12 protein-coding genes are annotated in these 15,955 nt (G+C 37.6%); 1 reads left to right on the top strand and 11 read right to left on the bottom strand.

Annotated elements, in window-relative coordinates:
• Positions 1–44 precede the first annotated feature (44 nt).
• The 8 genes from RTX21_RS12200 to RTX21_RS12165 all read right to left on the bottom strand — a co-directional run bounded on the left by RTX21_RS12200 (position 45) and on the right by RTX21_RS12165 (position 13,028).
• Positions 45–1,496, bottom strand: a complete 1,452-nt coding sequence (locus RTX21_RS12200; protein ID WP_312768039.1) for an LptF/LptG family permease — start codon at positions 1,494–1,496, stop codon at positions 45–47.
• 171 nt (positions 1,497–1,667) lie between these two features.
• Entirely contained in the window at positions 1,668–3,293 is a 1,626-nt protein-coding gene (locus RTX21_RS12195) for an NADP-dependent glyceraldehyde-3-phosphate dehydrogenase (protein ID WP_312768037.1), read from the bottom strand.
• Between the two features lie 243 nt (positions 3,294–3,536).
• Entirely contained in the window at positions 3,537–3,926 is a 390-nt protein-coding gene (locus RTX21_RS12190) for a hypothetical protein (RefSeq protein ID WP_312768034.1), read from the bottom strand.
• Positions 3,927–3,985: 59 nt separating this feature from the next.
• A complete protein-coding gene (gene pelA / locus RTX21_RS12185) occupies positions 3,986–4,999 on the bottom strand; it encodes a pectate lyase (protein ID WP_312768032.1) in 1,014 nt (337 codons plus the stop codon).
• Positions 5,000–5,077: 78 nt separating this feature from the next.
• Positions 5,078–5,839 (bottom strand): hypothetical protein, encoded by a 762-nt coding sequence (locus RTX21_RS12180; protein ID WP_312768030.1) that lies wholly within the window; start codon positions 5,837–5,839, stop codon positions 5,078–5,080.
• 11 nt (positions 5,840–5,850) lie between these two features.
• On the bottom strand, positions 5,851–6,429 hold the full coding sequence (locus RTX21_RS12175; protein ID WP_312768029.1) for a hypothetical protein: 579 nt from the start codon (positions 6,427–6,429) through the stop codon (positions 5,851–5,853).
• Positions 6,430–6,739: 310 nt separating this feature from the next.
• Entirely contained in the window at positions 6,740–8,725 is a 1,986-nt protein-coding gene (locus RTX21_RS12170; protein ID WP_312768027.1) for a urocanate hydratase, read from the bottom strand.
• 106 nt (positions 8,726–8,831) lie between these two features.
• Positions 8,832–13,028, bottom strand: coding sequence for a T9SS type B sorting domain-containing protein (locus tag RTX21_RS12165; protein WP_312768026.1), 4,197 nt, complete (start codon positions 13,026–13,028; stop codon positions 8,832–8,834).
• A gap of 394 nt (positions 13,029–13,422) precedes the next feature.
• Between RTX21_RS12165 and RTX21_RS12160 the strand changes: the two genes are divergently transcribed.
• Complete coding sequence (locus RTX21_RS12160; protein WP_312768023.1) at positions 13,423–13,812, top strand: acyl-CoA thioesterase; 390 nt, start codon at positions 13,423–13,425, stop codon at positions 13,810–13,812.
• Positions 13,813–13,852: 40 nt separating this feature from the next.
• Here RTX21_RS12160 and RTX21_RS12155 read toward each other — a convergent pair whose 3' ends face one another.
• From RTX21_RS12155 to RTX21_RS12145, 3 genes are all read right to left on the bottom strand, one after another.
• Complete coding sequence (locus tag RTX21_RS12155) at positions 13,853–14,143, bottom strand: hypothetical protein (RefSeq protein ID WP_312768022.1); 291 nt, start codon at positions 14,141–14,143, stop codon at positions 13,853–13,855.
• A gap of 59 nt (positions 14,144–14,202) precedes the next feature.
• The gene (locus RTX21_RS12150) at positions 14,203–15,174 is read right to left on the bottom strand and encodes a D-glycerate dehydrogenase (RefSeq protein WP_312768020.1); all 972 of its coding nucleotides are present in this window, start codon (positions 15,172–15,174) and stop codon (positions 14,203–14,205) included.
• Positions 15,175–15,252: 78 nt separating this feature from the next.
• Entirely contained in the window at positions 15,253–15,933 is a 681-nt protein-coding gene (locus RTX21_RS12145; RefSeq protein ID WP_027382625.1) for a DedA family protein, read from the bottom strand.
• Positions 15,934–15,955 lie beyond the last annotated feature (22 nt).

Here is a 15,955-nt window from a genome sequence, read left to right as displayed (position 1 = left end):
GGAAAATAATCTTGATAAGATGTTTATTTACTTTAGTTTTTTAGTTATTGATATCGCTCATGTTCTTTTGGTTTTGAGAACTTCTCAATGATTGGTTTGAAAAGAGCTTTGTATTTTTCCACATCAAACACCTGAGAATCCGTAAGAGCCTTGTAGGTTAACCAGACGCTGAAGGGGAAAAGCACAAGATTCGGTAACCATGCTGCAAAATAAGGATTCATTGTTCCCTTCCATGAGAGATTTTCTACAGATAAATTCAAAACATAGAATATGATGAAAATAACAATAGCGATGATCACGGGTAATCCCATACCTCCTTTTCTAATTATTGATCCCAGACTGGCTCCGATCAAAAAGAAAATGATACATGTAAAGGAATAAGAAACGATTCTTTGCTGATAGATCACGATCTTATTATGAAGTTTTATAGTATCATTGATTGCATTCTCATTGGACTCTATACTACTTTTCAAAGCGTCTATTTTATTGTAGGCAGAATAGAGTACCTCAAGTTTTTTTGCTGATTTTAAAGTGTCAATTTTATAAGGCTCCTTTATTTTTTCCTTGGACTTGGTCTTATCGATATATTCCACATAACTATTGGTCTGAGAAATAACAGGAGAAGTGATGGAGTTCAAAGATGCAACGTTTCCTTTTCTATTTTTCACAAGAGTTTCGTTCACCTCATTATAAGTTTGGAAGCGGTAGTCATCTGTGATTTTTTCCTGTTCGATAGCATTATTGATCAGTTCGCTAATGTCAAAATGGTAAACAAGCGTATCAAATTTAATTGACTGATTAGGCTGTTTTTTTCTTTCCTCATATGGTTTGTTGGTGATATTGTCTTCAAAAACATATCCGTTATAAAGAAGGAGTTTCAGATAATTTCTATCTTCAGCTGGAGCAAATTTTCCACTTTTGGCAATAATGGTTCGCTGGTCATCATAAATACTAGCATTTTTATGAAGAAAGACGCCTTCCAGTTTTTCTCCTTTTTCGCCATATATTTTATCAAATTTTACAGAATATCCGGATATCTGATCGATGAAAACACCAGGTGTAAAATTGATCGCCGGTTTGGAAGATACGATATTGAAGAGCATGTTCTTTGCTTTTCGCTGAAAATCAGGAATCACATTATTGGAAAAGAAAAATAAAATCCCTGCGAGAAAAGAAACGGTGATCAATAAGGGCATCATGACCCTTAGCAGAGAAATACCGGCAGCTTTCATAGCAGCAAGTTCATAACGCTCACCAAAATCCCCGAATGTCATAATTGAGGAAAGTAAAATTGTAAGAGGTAGTACCATGCTCACAACATTCATCCCAAGATAATAAAGCAGTTTTATGATCTCCCAGTACGTAAGACCTTTTCCCGTCAGCTGAGACATTTGTGTCCAGATAATGTTCACAATGAAAATGAAGAACAATACACTGAAAATAAAAAAGAAAGGACCGAAGAAGGTCTTGATGATATATTTATCTAATTTTTTCAATTCAGAAATTTAGACTTCAAAAATACTGTAAAAAAAGCAATACTGAAATCGATTCCAAAATTTTAGCAATTTTTTAGTGTTAAATGGATGAAAAAATCCGCAATTGGTGGTTGCGGATTTTATCAGCTATAAAAAAGTCTATTTTCTTCTAGTCTATCATCTTGGAGTCTATTAAAAAATATAATCTGTGCTCAGGAAATTGGAATCATGGTCTCTCACGATGGTGTTCAGTAATTCCTTGTTGGAATCGGTCACTTTTGCCGCGACCAGTGAACGTATGGAGAAAGAACGAAGCGCATCAAAAACAGAAAGCGTCCCTTCCGCACTGTCTTTCCTTCCTGTGAATGGAAAAACGTCCGGACCCCTCTGAGCCTGGCAGTTGATATTGACACGACTCACCAAGTTTACAAACGGATCGATCAATTTAGAAACTTCCAAAGCATCTTCGCTGAAGATACTTACTTGCATGCCGTGGTCCGCATTCACCTGATAATCGATAGGCTCATCTATGCTCTCGAATGGAACAACAGGAATCACTGGCCCGAATTGCTCTTCGTGATACAATTTCATATCATTGTTTACAGGATAGACAACTGCTGGGAAGAAGAATGATGCTTCATTATGACCGCCATTTTCATTCAGGACTTTTGCGCCTTTTGATAAAGCATCGTCCAGACATTCTTTCAGGTAAGGAGGTTTGTTGATTTCTGGTAGTGGAGTGATCTTAACTTCTTTTTCCCAAGGTAATCCGCCTTTCATTGCAGAAACGGCTGCCGAAAGTTTTTGGGTGAATTCTTCCGCCACATCTTTTTGAACGAATATCAGTTTAAGAGCTGTACAACGTTGTCCATTGAATGATAATGAACCCAAAATACATTCGCTGACTGCAACATCTAAATTGGCATTCTTCGTAACGATTGCTGCATTTTTCGCATCAAGGCTAAGAATTGCTCTCAGTCTGTTCACCTTTGGATGAAGTTTTTTCAAGCCATTCGCCACTTTGCTGGAACCGATGAAGGCCAGAACATTCACTTTTCCGCTTTCCATAATTGGCGTAATGATTTCCGAGCCTTTTCCGTAAAGTGTGTTCACTGTTCCTTTTGGAAAGGCTTCCTGGAAAGCTTTCAATAAAGGATAATGTGCGAGAACACCGTATTTTGGTAATTTGAACAAAATCGTATTTCCCATGATCAAGGCAGGAATCAACGTTGTGAAAATCTCATTCAGTGGATAGTTGAATGGTCCCATACTTAGAACAACACCAAGTGGCGCTCTTCTGATTTGAGCAATCGTCCCTTCCGCTTGTTGGAAACGGGAAGATTCTCTGTCCAAGTCTTTTAAAGCGTCAATAGTCTGATTGATGTAATCTACAGTTCTGTCAAATTCTTTCGTAGAATCGGGCAAGGTTTTCCCAATTTCCCACATCAATAATTTGATGACCAGATCACGTTCTTTTATCATCAGATAAACGAATTTCTGCATACATTTGATTCTGCCTTCTACAGACATTGTTGGCCATTCGCCAAGTCCGTTGTCGTAGGCTTTTACGCAGGCATCCAAAACATCAAGTGCTTCCTGTGGTCCGATATTCGGGATGCTGCCTAAAAGTTTTCTTTCCAGTCCGTTTTCTGTTGGGATACAAACTGGTGAATAAATTTCGGTAACATCACCGCTCCATTGGACGAGTTCTCCATTAAGAAGGTATTCTCTCTGATGGATCACCGGAACTTTATATTCTTCTGGGATTTCGTTTTCTGATTTGAATAAGTTGTTGAAATAGGTTTGTGCTGAACTCATAGTTTTTGATTTAATGTGAAATTAAATTCGATTTTTTCGAAGTATAAATTTAGAGATAAAGATTGATTCTTGGTGTTTGTTAACATAGATTTATTCTATGCGAAAATCAAGAAAACCCAACATAGAGTTGAGTTTTGATTTGAATATATTACAGGTGCTTCGACTCCGCTCAGCATGATACTTCTAATACGTTTGCTAAAGATGTCAGTCTGAGCGGAGTCGAAGACTTTTTTTATACCTGCTTTATTTATTGTCAGTAGATTTTATAGCCCAAAGTAATAACAACGGCTGCATGAATAGTCTTGCAAATCTTTTGTTGTCAGTATCCAGACCGAAAGCATCCCTTCTTTCTTTGTACTGGGTATAATTTCCAGGGAAAACGGCCGTGAATAATCCTGCTGCTATTTTGCCTACCAATGATTCGTATTTCTTAGGCGCTGCGATGATGGCTGTTCCCATTGCGATTTCCACGATGCCGGAATAGACCACGGTGTCATCTTTTTCCAATGGAACCCACTCCGGCACCTGTGCCTGGAATTCTTTTCTGGCGAAGGTGAGATGTCCGATTCCTGCAGAAATCAACATGGCACCTAATCCGTATTTTGCGATGGTTTTGATTGTATTTGCTTCCATAATGAACGATTTTTACAGAAAAGGTTCAAGAATGATTCCAAATAAAAATTCTTGCAAAATTATTCAGCCAAATGATTCCTTGCTAACCAAGTCGGGTAATCTTTGTCGATTAGTTTTTGTGGGCTGTCCACGTACCAGCTGTAACCATTTCTTCTTTCTTCGGAGACATCATTGTAATTTAATTTGATGCTACCATCCCGGTCGCCGAAGATTGGTCTGTTGGTTTCCAGATCATAAAATCTTGCCCAGATCACAGAATCCTTATCTTCCTGCAAAGTTCTCACGGCTTTGTTGTCTTTCTTTACAACATTATAGCTGTAACCTTCGATTTTATTGGCTTTGAACCATTGGATTGCGGAATTTACAGCTTTCTCTATCTCAGGATTAGTAGGTTGCATCATCAAAAATTTAACAATACTTACCGATTCTGCGCTGGCTAAAGATGCAGGTTCAAAAGCTCTGGCTTTTTCCGGTTTCAAAGTTACTTCGTTGTATTGGTCTCCCCAGATTGTTAATTTTCCGTTTTGAACATATTGGGTTTTCAAAATACAATCTATTCCTTTTGTGACAGCGATTTTGGATTGTTCCTTCAATTTTGGGTCTGCGACATCAAAACCGTTTTTGCCTTCTGCAACATTGTATAAAATGCTGAGCGCATTGATCATTGCATTATCATTATAAGTGATCTGTTTTCGGTAGATAGCAGAGTTGGGATAATATTGAGGGAAACCTCCGTTTTGGTATTGCATGTTAAGAAGATAAGCGATTCCTTTTTCAGCCGATTTGAGATAAGTCAAATTTTTGGTTTCGTTATAAGCATTGATAAGAATCGTAATTTCTTTTGAGGTTGCATTGTTATCTATCGTGGCGTGGTCATCTCCCGAAGCTTTTATTTTAATTAATAAATCCTTATCGATAGGTAAGCTGTAATCTACAGCTTTTGTTCCCAATTGTTTTCCCCAACCACCGATTGGAAGTTGATACAATAACACTTTATCAGCCAACGTATCTTTTTTCTGAGCAGAACAAGATACGGTTGCTAAACTTAATATTAATAGAAGTATTGATTTCATGAATGGCGATTTTGCGCAATCGGTTGCATTATGCTAAGATAGAAATAATTGTCAATCAAAAATCTATATTTTCTATCATTAGGATAAATGAAAATACCGCGGATCTGGATACTGAAATTCAAAATCCAATTCTTTGATCAATTTGTCGGGAGAGATTATTCTGCCTTTCGTTGTTCGTTCACCGGAGTAGGGAAGTCCTTTTTGGGAATTGATCACTTCTTCTTTATTCGGATGGGTGGGTGCAACGACATTATAAACTTTGGATTGGGAATTATTCTCAAGCATCTTTTCAAAAACCGAACAGATATCTTTATAGTGAATATGATTCACCAACTGATCGAGATTGGAGATGTTATAATTCTTCAACAGCCTTTGGTCACCCATCAATCCGGCTAATCTTAAAATGTTGGTTTGAGGAAATTTATCCAAAATAAATTGTTCGCTTTCCACTTCCTTTGCCGGCTGATCATCTTCGGTAAATTCTTTCTCAGTTTGAGGATAAACACCAGTTGAGCTCATCAAAAATAATTGACCTTTAAAATCGCCCAAAAAGTTTAACAGGTTCTGTCGTTTTTCTGTCATAGAGATCTGTGCCCCTCGGATTCCCGAAAACGGAACACTGATGATGATCGCATCTAGCTGTGACGCCATATCCCATTCTTTCATTTCAGGATCCAATTTGTCCGGGAAGTTGGCTAGAGTAGAGTTGAAACCTTTCGATTGTAGATCTTCTATTTTAGATTCCGTGGTTGTAGTTGCAAAGATCTCGTATTGGTCTGATACCCTCTCTGCAATGTGTGTTCCTAGCCAGCCACAGCCTATGATCCCTAGTTTTTTCATATTGATTTATATTATCTTTCTATCTCAATCCCGAATAATCGATGTAGTTCTATAAACTTCATCAAAGGAGAATCTTTAGTACTACAATTTATGTTGTTTTTTGGCAAATAAACCATAATTGTGCTTTGCATTCCGTTTTGTATAATCATTATAAAGTTTTCGGGTGCATCGTCAATATATCCCTTAGCACAAATCTGATGATTATTTTGCGAATACTGAAAGTCCGCTTGAGAATATTTTGAAAATGTTGAGAATAAATCGGAATTGATTATTTTTTTTAGCTCATCTTCTTTTTCTTTGGAAATATTAATAATATTGTTCTGATATTTTCCCCCTTTTTTGTAAAATATTTTAGCTTTTTGATGTACCACACGGTTGTTCTGCTTAAATATAAAATTGTCGATTAGATATTCAGGAATCAGACCTCCGTTCGTATAAAAAGAAACTGAGATTTCGTTCTTTTTAAGCTTTAATAAATTTTGTACATCATTATTCTTATCAATTCCATTTTTTAGATATAAATCTGGAAGACTATTTTGAGCAAAAATTAATACCGGAAATATTAAAAATGGAAGCTTAAATATTTTCATCTCTGTAGTATTAGTTTAATTGATTGTTTAGAGGTATTTTCAATATTTCAAAAATATCAATTAATTCCCGTACAGTTTGTCATTCCGCAGGATTCTAAACATAATTTATATGGAAAGATTCAGGTTTGGACTCTATTTCGTGGATTTGTAATCCGTGAGCAAAGATATAGTAAGATATAATAATAAAGATAAAACCTGCTGTGAGGCAGGTTTTTCTATGTTCTGTCATTGCGAGTAAAGCGAAGTAATCTATTGGAGTTATCATGATCAATTCAACAGATTGCTTCGTTGTTCCTCCTCGCAATGACGTTTAAAACAAACTCTCATCCACAAAATTCGGTAATGTTACTTTCAAATTCGGTTCAGCTTCCATTGCTCTTTTGATGGCGAAAACAGCACCTTCATTTCTTGCCCAGCTTCGTCGGGAAATTCCGTTGTTCACGTCCCAGAACAGCATCGATTTTAATCTTCTGTCGGCATCATCGCTTCCATCGAGCAACATCCCGAAACCACCGTTGATCACCTCGCCCCAACCAACGCCACCACCGTTGTGAATGGATACCCAGGTCGCCCCACGGAAACTGTCACCGATCACATTATGGATCGCCATATCTGCCGTGAATCTCGAGCCGTCATAAATATTGGAAGTCTCTCTGTACGGCGAATCCGTCCCCGAAACATCGTGATGGTCCCTGCCCAAAACAACCGTCCCGATTTTTCCGCTGGCAATGGCTTTGTTGAAGGCTTCTGCGATTTTCATTCTCCCTTCCGCATCGGCATATAAAATTCTCGCCTGTGAACCGACTACCAGATTGTTTTCCTGTGCTCCTTTGATCCACGTGATATTGTCTTTCATCTGCTGTTGAATTTCCTTGGGAGAACTCTTGATCATTTCCTCTAAAATGTTGCAGGCAATCTCATCTGTTTTCTGCAGATCTTCCTGTTTTCCACTAGTACAAACCCAACGGAACGGCCCAAAACCGTAATCAAAACACATCGGTCCCATAATATCCTGAACATAGCTTGGGTATTTAAACTCTCTTCCCAACGTAGGATTTTCAGACATTATATCAGCTCCGGCTCTTGAAGCTTCCAGTAAAAAAGCATTTCCATAATCAAAGAAATAAGTTCCTTTTGCTGTGTGTTTGTTGATGGCGGAAGCGTGTCTTCTCAAGGTTTCCTGAACTTTTTGTTTGAATAATTCAGGGTTTTCTGCCATCATTGTATTTGATTCCTCAAATGTTTGTCCGACCGGATAATAACCGCCCGCCCAGGGATTGTGAAGCGAAGTCTGGTCTGAACCGATATCGATTCTTAAATTTTCTGCATCAAATTTCTCCCAAACCTCAACAATATTTCCAAGGTAAGCTATAGAAACCGTTTCATTATTTTTCTGAGCTTTTCTTACTCTTGTCACTAATTCATCCAGATTTTCGTGAATTTCATTGATCCATTTCTGATCGTGACGGATTTTGGTGATTTTCGGATTGACTTCTGCAATCACGGTCACGCAACCTGCAATATTTCCTGCTTTCGGCTGAGCTCCCGACATTCCACCCAAACCTGAGGTTACGAACAAACCGCCTTTCGGTTCTTTATTGATTTTCCTGAAAGCATTTAAAACCGTAATCGTAGTTCCGTGAACAATTCCCTGCGGACCGATGTACATATAACTTCCCGCCGTCATTTGTCCATATTGAGTAACACCCAACGCGTTGAATTTCTCCCAATCATCAGGTTTAGAATAATTCGGAATCATCATTCCATTCGTCACCACAACTCTCGGCGCATCTTTGTGCGAAGGAAACAACCCCATCGGATGACCGGAATACATGGTTAAAGTTTGTTCGTCAGTCATTTCAGATAGATATTTCATCGTCAGAAGATACTGCGCCCAGTTGGAGAAAACCGCACCATTTCCACCGTAAGTGATCAGTTCGTGAGGATGTTGCGCCACCGCATAGTCTAAATTATTCTGAATCATCAGCATGATCGCTTTTGCCTGCTCCGATTTTCCAGGATATTCTGCAATGTCTCTCGCTTTCATTTCATAATCCGGACGGAATCGGTACATATAAATTCTTCCGTATTTTTCCAGTTCTTCCTTGAATTCAGGCAACAATTCTGCGTGAAATTTCGGTTCAAAATAACGTAAGGCGTTTTTCAGAGCAAGTTTTTTCTCTTCATCCGTTAAGATTTCTTTACGTTTAGGCGCGTGATTGATGGTTGGGTCGTATGGTTTTGCTTGAGGTAATTCGTTTGGAATTCCCTGTTGTATTTGTTCTTGGAATGTCATTGAAATTTATCGTTTAAGGTTCAATGTTTAAAGTTTGTTTTGTGGTTTTAAAGATATTCAAAATGCAAAACATTAACAAAAGCTTTCATTAAAAACCTGCACAATATTAGTTTAAACGGTTCTTCAAAACAATCCAGCCCGTAAACTGCTGGCCATCAGGTAATGTGATGATGTACCAATATGAGGTCGTAGGAATCACTCGACCCCGAATCTTGCCGTCCCAAATAATCTCGGTATTGCTGCTCTGCTCAAAAACCAAGACCTGGAAACGGTCATATATTTTGACATTAGTAGGTTTGCCACCGAAGACATGAAGATTCCTGATGGTCCATTGATCATTGTAGCCATCGCCGTTGGGCGTGATGACGTTCGGGATGTTGAGAATGACACCTTGCTGTTTCACTATACAATCTTCGCCTTCATACTTTACATAAAAAGTCTGGATTCCTACAGGCAGATTGGTAAAAATATTCTCAGTCTGCCAAGTAACACCATCCATCGAATATAGGATAGGTTTGGACCCTGATGCGAATATGATGTAAGTATTACCATTGGCTTCCAGGCGTTCTATGACTGGGACGTCATAATATGTGAGTTCAAAAGTGTCAGTGTAGGAACATCCGTTGTCAGCTGTTACAGTAAGTTTATATGTGCCAATTTCACCGATATCAGAAATGCTGGGAGTATTGTTTGCTATGACCTGACCTGCGGGATTTGTCCAGACATAGCTTTTGATGGTAAAGCCCGGAACGGATACGGTGTAATCCAGCTTATCGCCCGGACATATATATTGTGTAGGAATATCGAACTCTGGTGCCGGTTTTATCGACAGATGAATCTCTGCCTTGTCAGGACAAAGTCCCGGAGTACCCACTCTAACATAAATGATATTGGGTCCGGTCATTGAACTGAATGAATAATCCGTCGGATTGGTGATAGCATTGGTTCCGGCATATAGATCAGGTAAAGAAGGATAATATAAAAAGCTTGCTCCGGCTCCGGGATATATCTGACGTTCAAACTGGCTTAGATTAGCAATTCCCGAATCTCCATCCTTACAGACCACCAGTTGATAAGGAACTGTATTTTGGATATTGATTTTATTGGCTTGTACCAGATCTATTCTCGCAATATCATTACAACCAGGTATGTTTTGTACTTTCACCCAAATCGGTCTTAGCAAAGGGGCTGAAATATAATTTTGCGGGTCAGTAATAGCATTTGTTTCTCTCTGTGCATCGGTTAAAGTTGGGTAGAATGTGAAAGTGTTGATAGCATTGGGTATATCGACCATTTGGTTGGTGAAATTCATCAAATTGACTTCGTAGTTTCCATCCAGATTTTCATCACAGACCCTAATGGTCGAATTAATGGCCTTAGGTGGAAGATAGGTGTTTAGTTTGATGGGAGCCGTAGAATAGCAACCCAATGTTTTAGACTCAAATCTGGCCCATACCTCTACGGTTGAGATATTGGTTGTAAAGGTATTGCCCAGCTGATTTGCAGGATCGCCGATGTTGGCTTGTGCAGCTGTTCTATAATATGAGACCTGCATATCAGACAAAGGTTGTACATTTTCTGAAGCGTTGAATAACTGCGGGATAGCATCATTCAGCTGGAAAGTTTCATTCAGGTTAAAATCAAGGTCGCATTTATTCAAAACCGCACTGTTCAAAACTACTGGAGGTAAAAAAGACATCTTGATATTGATCTGCGCAGCAGAAAAACAGTTGTTGCTATTATACTTTACCCGGGCATACACTGTAGCGTTACCCGGTACAGGAAAACGGTCGGGGGTATTGATAATGTCAGAAAAAACATGGGTTACAGGATTGTAAGATCTGTAATAAGTATAGGTAACGTCTGATCCAGAGTAAATCTGAGGCTGTGCTAGTTGCAGGTTATATATTTCTGTGCCGTCGTTATTATTGTCACAGATATTATTGATATCGATATTTACGGCAGAATTAACTATTGGAGTAGAGGTTAGACCTATATTAAGAGGATAGATCTCCGAACAGCCGTAAGAGGTGATTTTTACAAATATCTGTTTAGTGCCATTAACTGTGGTACTGGTGATTCGGCGTAAACCGCTTTGTGCATCTTGCAATGTATCGTAGAATTGTGTAGTGGCAGTTTGAGTTCCTATAATTGCGGGTGTAAATTGTGCCAGCTGTACAAGTTCCGTATTGTCGTTGTCAAAATCACATGCCATTACGTTGGAATTAAAAATGATGGGGTGAACCAGACGGATATTGATAGGCCTTATCGTATAGCAATCAATAGACTGTTCAAATCGTACATAAAAAGTTTTTGTAACAAAATTTCCATCCTCCGTGATCGTTTGATTTGTTGGAATAGGATTAAGGGAGGAAGAAGCATCCTGCATGTTAGAATGGTATGATATGATCGGTACGCTTGAAGGAGATATCAGCATATCTGAAGACAATGTCAAAAGATCTACGCTGATATCATCTGTCCCATTGAAACAGATATAGACATCTTTCTTTTTAACTTCAACTTTTGTGAAGGTCACATCCATATTTACCTCTGCTATGGCAAAGCAGCCATTTGGTATTTCGACTCGGATGTATACCTTGTATTGGCCTTCTTTAATTGTTTTTAAGGTTGTTCCCGTTCCGGAAAATGCTGCAGCATAGGTCTGGTAAGCTTTAAAGACGACACCCAGGTCATTGGAAATAAGAGGACCGATGATCACATCAAAACTGAAGGGTTCTGTATTGTCATCATTAATATCGCACATACTATAAGAGAAATCGATTGGCGAATTCAAGTTGACCCCAGGTTTAAACTTAAATTTCAATGGTCCTAAGACATATGTACAACCAGTTGTGCTGACCTTCAACCAGACGATGGTGGAAGTTGTGATATCGATATTGGTTATAGGATTGATATTGTTTTCTGCATCTGATTCTGAAAGGTAATAAGAAATATTGGTTGTTCCGGATGGAAATAGTTCTTTATTAATCAAACTGAGATTATAATTTTTTTCTATACCATCATTGTTGGTATCGCAAATTTCTACCGTGTCCTTTACCAGATTCTTCGAGAGAAAGTTTAATGTCAAGACCGCAATTCTGTAACAAGTAGGAATGCTGGGGTTCTGAATTCTTACATAAAAAATCTTGTTTGCGGTAAGTGTATAGTTTGCAGGTATTGCATTTTGCCCACTTTGAGCATCTGCTCTGCTCTCATGATAGGTAAAAGTGAAGTTGGTGGGATTCTGCGATGTTATATTAGGTTTGAAATCGTCAAGATTGATATTTTGGGAAGTTGTTCCACAATAGTTCTGGGTATAATTTTTAGCTACAGGATATGTGGGGTCAAAGGTGATGACAAAATCATCCTTCAAGGTTATAAAATCACTTCCACAAATGTTGAATTTTACATTGGCAGTATAGGTTTCATTCTGTGTTGGACAGACTGTGGCTTGGATTCCGGAACTTACATTTTGTCCGGAAGAGTCCGTCCAAGTTACTTCTGGAACAATTGCATTACCTTGTGGGGTAAATCTCCATGCTTCCTGATAAGCTTGCCAAAGACCTGTATTTCTATTTGAGGGGGAAACCCCGATGGTTCCGTCACCATTCATGACGCCAATCATTGCATTCTCAAATTTTCTTGTAGGACACGGCAGGTCTTTTTTCTCAACAAAAACATCAATAATATTAGTTGTTTCATGCAAGACGATCTGAGACGATGACCTGTCTGTACAACCGGTAACCCGCCCGTTGTAGAAACTGATAACAAATCTTCTGTTGGGAGCTGTTCCAATGACCGAATAATAGATCTCAGACGAATCTCCGGAAGAAAAAACGATATCATGATAAACCCCGAATATAGAATTTTTTGGAAGGTTTGGATTTGGATTGGTCCAATCGACATTTGGGTAGTTGATCTTCCCAAGTTGACTAAGGTCAAAAGTTACCATACCGTTGGATCCTACGATAAGAGATTCGAATGACTGATTAAAAAAGCAAAATTTGAAAGGAAGGTCCAACTTGGTCGCAAAAAGATCGTCATAATTTGCATTAAGGGCTGTTCCTTGATTTATAGGGATAGGTAGAGTGTAGTTTTCTTGAGTTACATCATATCCTGTTGTCGCATTGATTTCAGGATATTTTACATTGAGTAATAAACAGCCATTGGAATCAAGATCATGAGTACAACTCACATGAAAGTTCTCATTGCCTGAAGTATCAGTTACTACAACCTGTAAAGATGTCTGAGAAAATATTGTAATACTGGATAACCAGAATAATATTGATAAAACATTTCTCATATAAACATATTTTAGTAAATATCTTCATCGAAATGTGTTATTGTTACGGAATAATCAAAAATAATACCTTGAAATAAAAATGTAAATTATTTTTTTTATTATTCTTTTATAAATAATAAATTTTGCTCTTTCTTATTTAAAAATCAGTCTTTTAAATCGTTTATAAAAAATGTTTGATTCTCGAAATTAAAAGTAAAAACTTTTTATATTCTATTAATCCTATTTGACAAGCACTTTGAATAGTTTATCTGAAAATTGTTTTTTTGTTGCTGGATGGATATTTCGAGGAAAGTATTATCAATATTAAGGATTATCTTTGCAGAACAAAAAAATGAATAGGTTATTCCAAATTTCGATTCATTTCAAATGTCTAATTTTTAATCTCTCAAAATAAATGAATTACGAGGATAAAATTAAAAACTCCGAAACAAGGGTTTTTAAAGTTGTTTTTCCCAATACGACCAATCATCATAATACAATGTTCGGAGGAAAAGTAATGGAAATGATGGATGAGGTCGCCTTTATGACCGCAACTCGTTTTGCCAGAAAATCTTTTGTGACAGTAAGCTGTGACAGGATAGATTTCAAGAAACCAATTCCTGCAGATACTTTGGTGGAGCTCATTGGTCGAGTTAAATATGTAGGAAATACCAGCGTAAAGGTTAATATCGAAATCTTCATAGAAGAGATGTATGCCGATACACGAGAAAAAGCTGTTTCAGGTGATTTTACGCTTGTCGCTATTGATGAGAATAAAAAACCATCCACAATCTTCGAAAACTAGAAATAAAAAACCTTACTGAATTCAGTAAGGTTTTTGTTTTTTATCCAAGAACATCATCGTTTTGTTCTTCGTGGTCGTCATCGTTGTCGCTTGTACTCCAATAGTTGTTTTCTTCGTCTTCTGACCCAATCTCTTCCATCCCATCATCGTCCTCGATTCCTGGTATGTCTAATCCTTTGTCTAGTTTGTCATCATCTATTTCTGTATTAAAGATTGGATTCCCATCATCCAAAGGAATATGTTTTTCTCTGATAAAGATATCTTCTGATTTTGGATAGTCGAGTTCTTCTAGATTTCTGTCTTGTTCGTTGATGTTGTCTTCTGGTGCCATAATATTTTGTTTAGTGTTGATGATTTATAAACAAATATGATTCCAAGCACCAATTTTAACTATTGATAAATTTCAGGATTCACACAATTCGGCATTGGCTGATTTTGAGAAAAAGCGATGACATTTTCTGCAGCCAATTTTGACATTCCGTTTCGGGCTTCTATTGTGGCAGACCCGATATGCGGTAAGATACAGACATTCGGAAGTTGAAGTAGAGGATTTTCATTGCTCATAGGTTCAGGATTGGTAACGTCCAAACCCACACCCCAGATTTTTCCTGACTTCAAAGCTTCGTATAGATCTGTTTCATTGTGGAAACCGCCTCTTGCTGTATTGATAAAAATCAAATTAGGTTTCATTTTCTCAAAAACCAATTGGTTGAAAAGGTTTGCTTGCTCTGGCGTATAATTAGCATGAATACTAATGATATCCGAATCTTGAATTAATTCATCAAAAGAAACATATTTAGCATCCAATTCTTTTTCCGCAGTTTCATTGTGGCTTCTATTATGATAAATGATATTCATTTCAAAACCGGCTTTGCATTTTTCAGCCATTTCAAAACCAATTCTTCCTAAACCTAAAATTCCCAAAGTCTTTCCATACAATTCTTGCCCCAATTCTTCCAAAGCATCAAAGTCTTTCCAACTTCCTGATTTTATTTTTTCGATGTTATAATTGACTTTTCTGGAAACCATTTGCATTAATAAAAATGCAACATCGGATGTTGCTCTGCTGAGAACATCTGGTGTGTTTCCAACAGGTATTTTTCGTTTTGTAGCTTCGGCAATATCAACCTGGTCGAATCCCACAGAGAATAATGAAATGGCTTTTATATTGGGACAATTGTCAAAGAAATATTTATCGTATTTGTTTTTCCCAACATTCAGGATGATGTCTGCTTTTTTGCAGTTTTCCAGCCATTCTTCGTGAGACGGATTGACTGTTTGTGGGGTTATGATTTCGATATTATTGTCTTTGAGTAAGTCGATTCCGATCTGTGGAATCCTTTTGTTGATAAATACTTTCATTTTAATATTTGGATTTAAATGCAAAAACCGGAAACTAGCTCCGGTTTTTATATGTTGTTTCAATATTTTTATCAAAAATTATTCCTCTGTTGGTCTTTCTTTGTCTTTGGTAAAGAAAAACTTGATGATGATCGGAAGTGTTGTTACCAAAACAATCACAAGAACAATTAATTCAAGTTTCGTTTTAAGGTCGATCCCGAATTGGTCCATAAATAATTTGTCCAGATAATGACCTGCAAAAATCATCGAGAATGACCAGGAAATGGCTCCTATGATGTTATAAAAGAAAAATTTCTTTTTATCCATTTTCACGATTCCGGCCACGATTGGTGCAAATGTCCTTACAATCGGAAGGAATCTTGCCAAGATCACTGCTACAGTTCCGTGTTCTTCGAAGAAATCGTGTGCTTTGAAGAGGTATTTTTTCTTGAAAAGAAAAGTGTCTTTTCTCTCGTACAACAATGGTCCGCTTTTGTAACCGAACCAATAGCCAATCTCGTTTCCGATGATTGCAGCAATTGAAACCGCAGTAGCAAGAATGGTGGTGTCCAGGAAATCTGAGCCTGTAGAACCAAAAGTGGTGTCTATGATCTTAACAGCATAGATCCCGGAAATAAACAGCAAACTATCGCCTGGTAAAAAGAAACCGACAAATAATCCTGTCTCTGCAAAAATAATGAATAAAATCAGCCAAAATCCACCTAATTTGATGTAAAATTCTGGGTTAAGCAAGTCTTTCCAACTTTCAAAATGTTCCATATCTATCTGTGAGTCGCAAATA

This window comes from Epilithonimonas sp. (assembly GCF_032054305.1).
Lineage (GTDB): Bacteria > Bacteroidota > Bacteroidia > Flavobacteriales > Weeksellaceae > Epilithonimonas.
Note: the sequence above shows the minus strand (reverse complement) of the source record. Positions and strands in the feature narration are given on the sequence as shown.

Coding starts and splice junctions, on each gene's coding strand:
- RTX21_RS12160 (WP_312768023.1), top strand. CDS start 13,423: ATGAATTACGAGGATAAAATTAAAAACTCCGAAACAAGGGTTTTTAAA.
- RTX21_RS12150 (WP_312768020.1), bottom strand. CDS start 15,174: ATGAAAGTATTTATCAACAAAAGGATTCCACAGATCGGAATCGACTTA.
- RTX21_RS12175 (WP_312768029.1), bottom strand. CDS start 6,429: ATGAAAATATTTAAGCTTCCATTTTTAATATTTCCGGTATTAATTTTT.
- RTX21_RS12165 (WP_312768026.1), bottom strand. CDS start 13,028: ATGAGAAATGTTTTATCAATATTATTCTGGTTATCCAGTATTACAATA.
- RTX21_RS12145 (WP_027382625.1), bottom strand. CDS start 15,933: ATGGAACATTTTGAAAGTTGGAAAGACTTGCTTAACCCAGAATTTTAC.
- RTX21_RS12155 (WP_312768022.1), bottom strand. CDS start 14,143: ATGGCACCAGAAGACAACATCAACGAACAAGACAGAAATCTAGAAGAA.
- pelA (WP_312768032.1), bottom strand. CDS start 4,999: ATGAAATCAATACTTCTATTAATATTAAGTTTAGCAACCGTATCTTGT.
- RTX21_RS12180 (WP_312768030.1), bottom strand. CDS start 5,839: ATGAAAAAACTAGGGATCATAGGCTGTGGCTGGCTAGGAACACACATT.
- RTX21_RS12195 (WP_312768037.1), bottom strand. CDS start 3,293: ATGAGTTCAGCACAAACCTATTTCAACAACTTATTCAAATCAGAAAAC.
- RTX21_RS12190 (WP_312768034.1), bottom strand. CDS start 3,926: ATGGAAGCAAATACAATCAAAACCATCGCAAAATACGGATTAGGTGCC.
- RTX21_RS12170 (WP_312768027.1), bottom strand. CDS start 8,725: ATGACATTCCAAGAACAAATACAACAGGGAATTCCAAACGAATTACCT.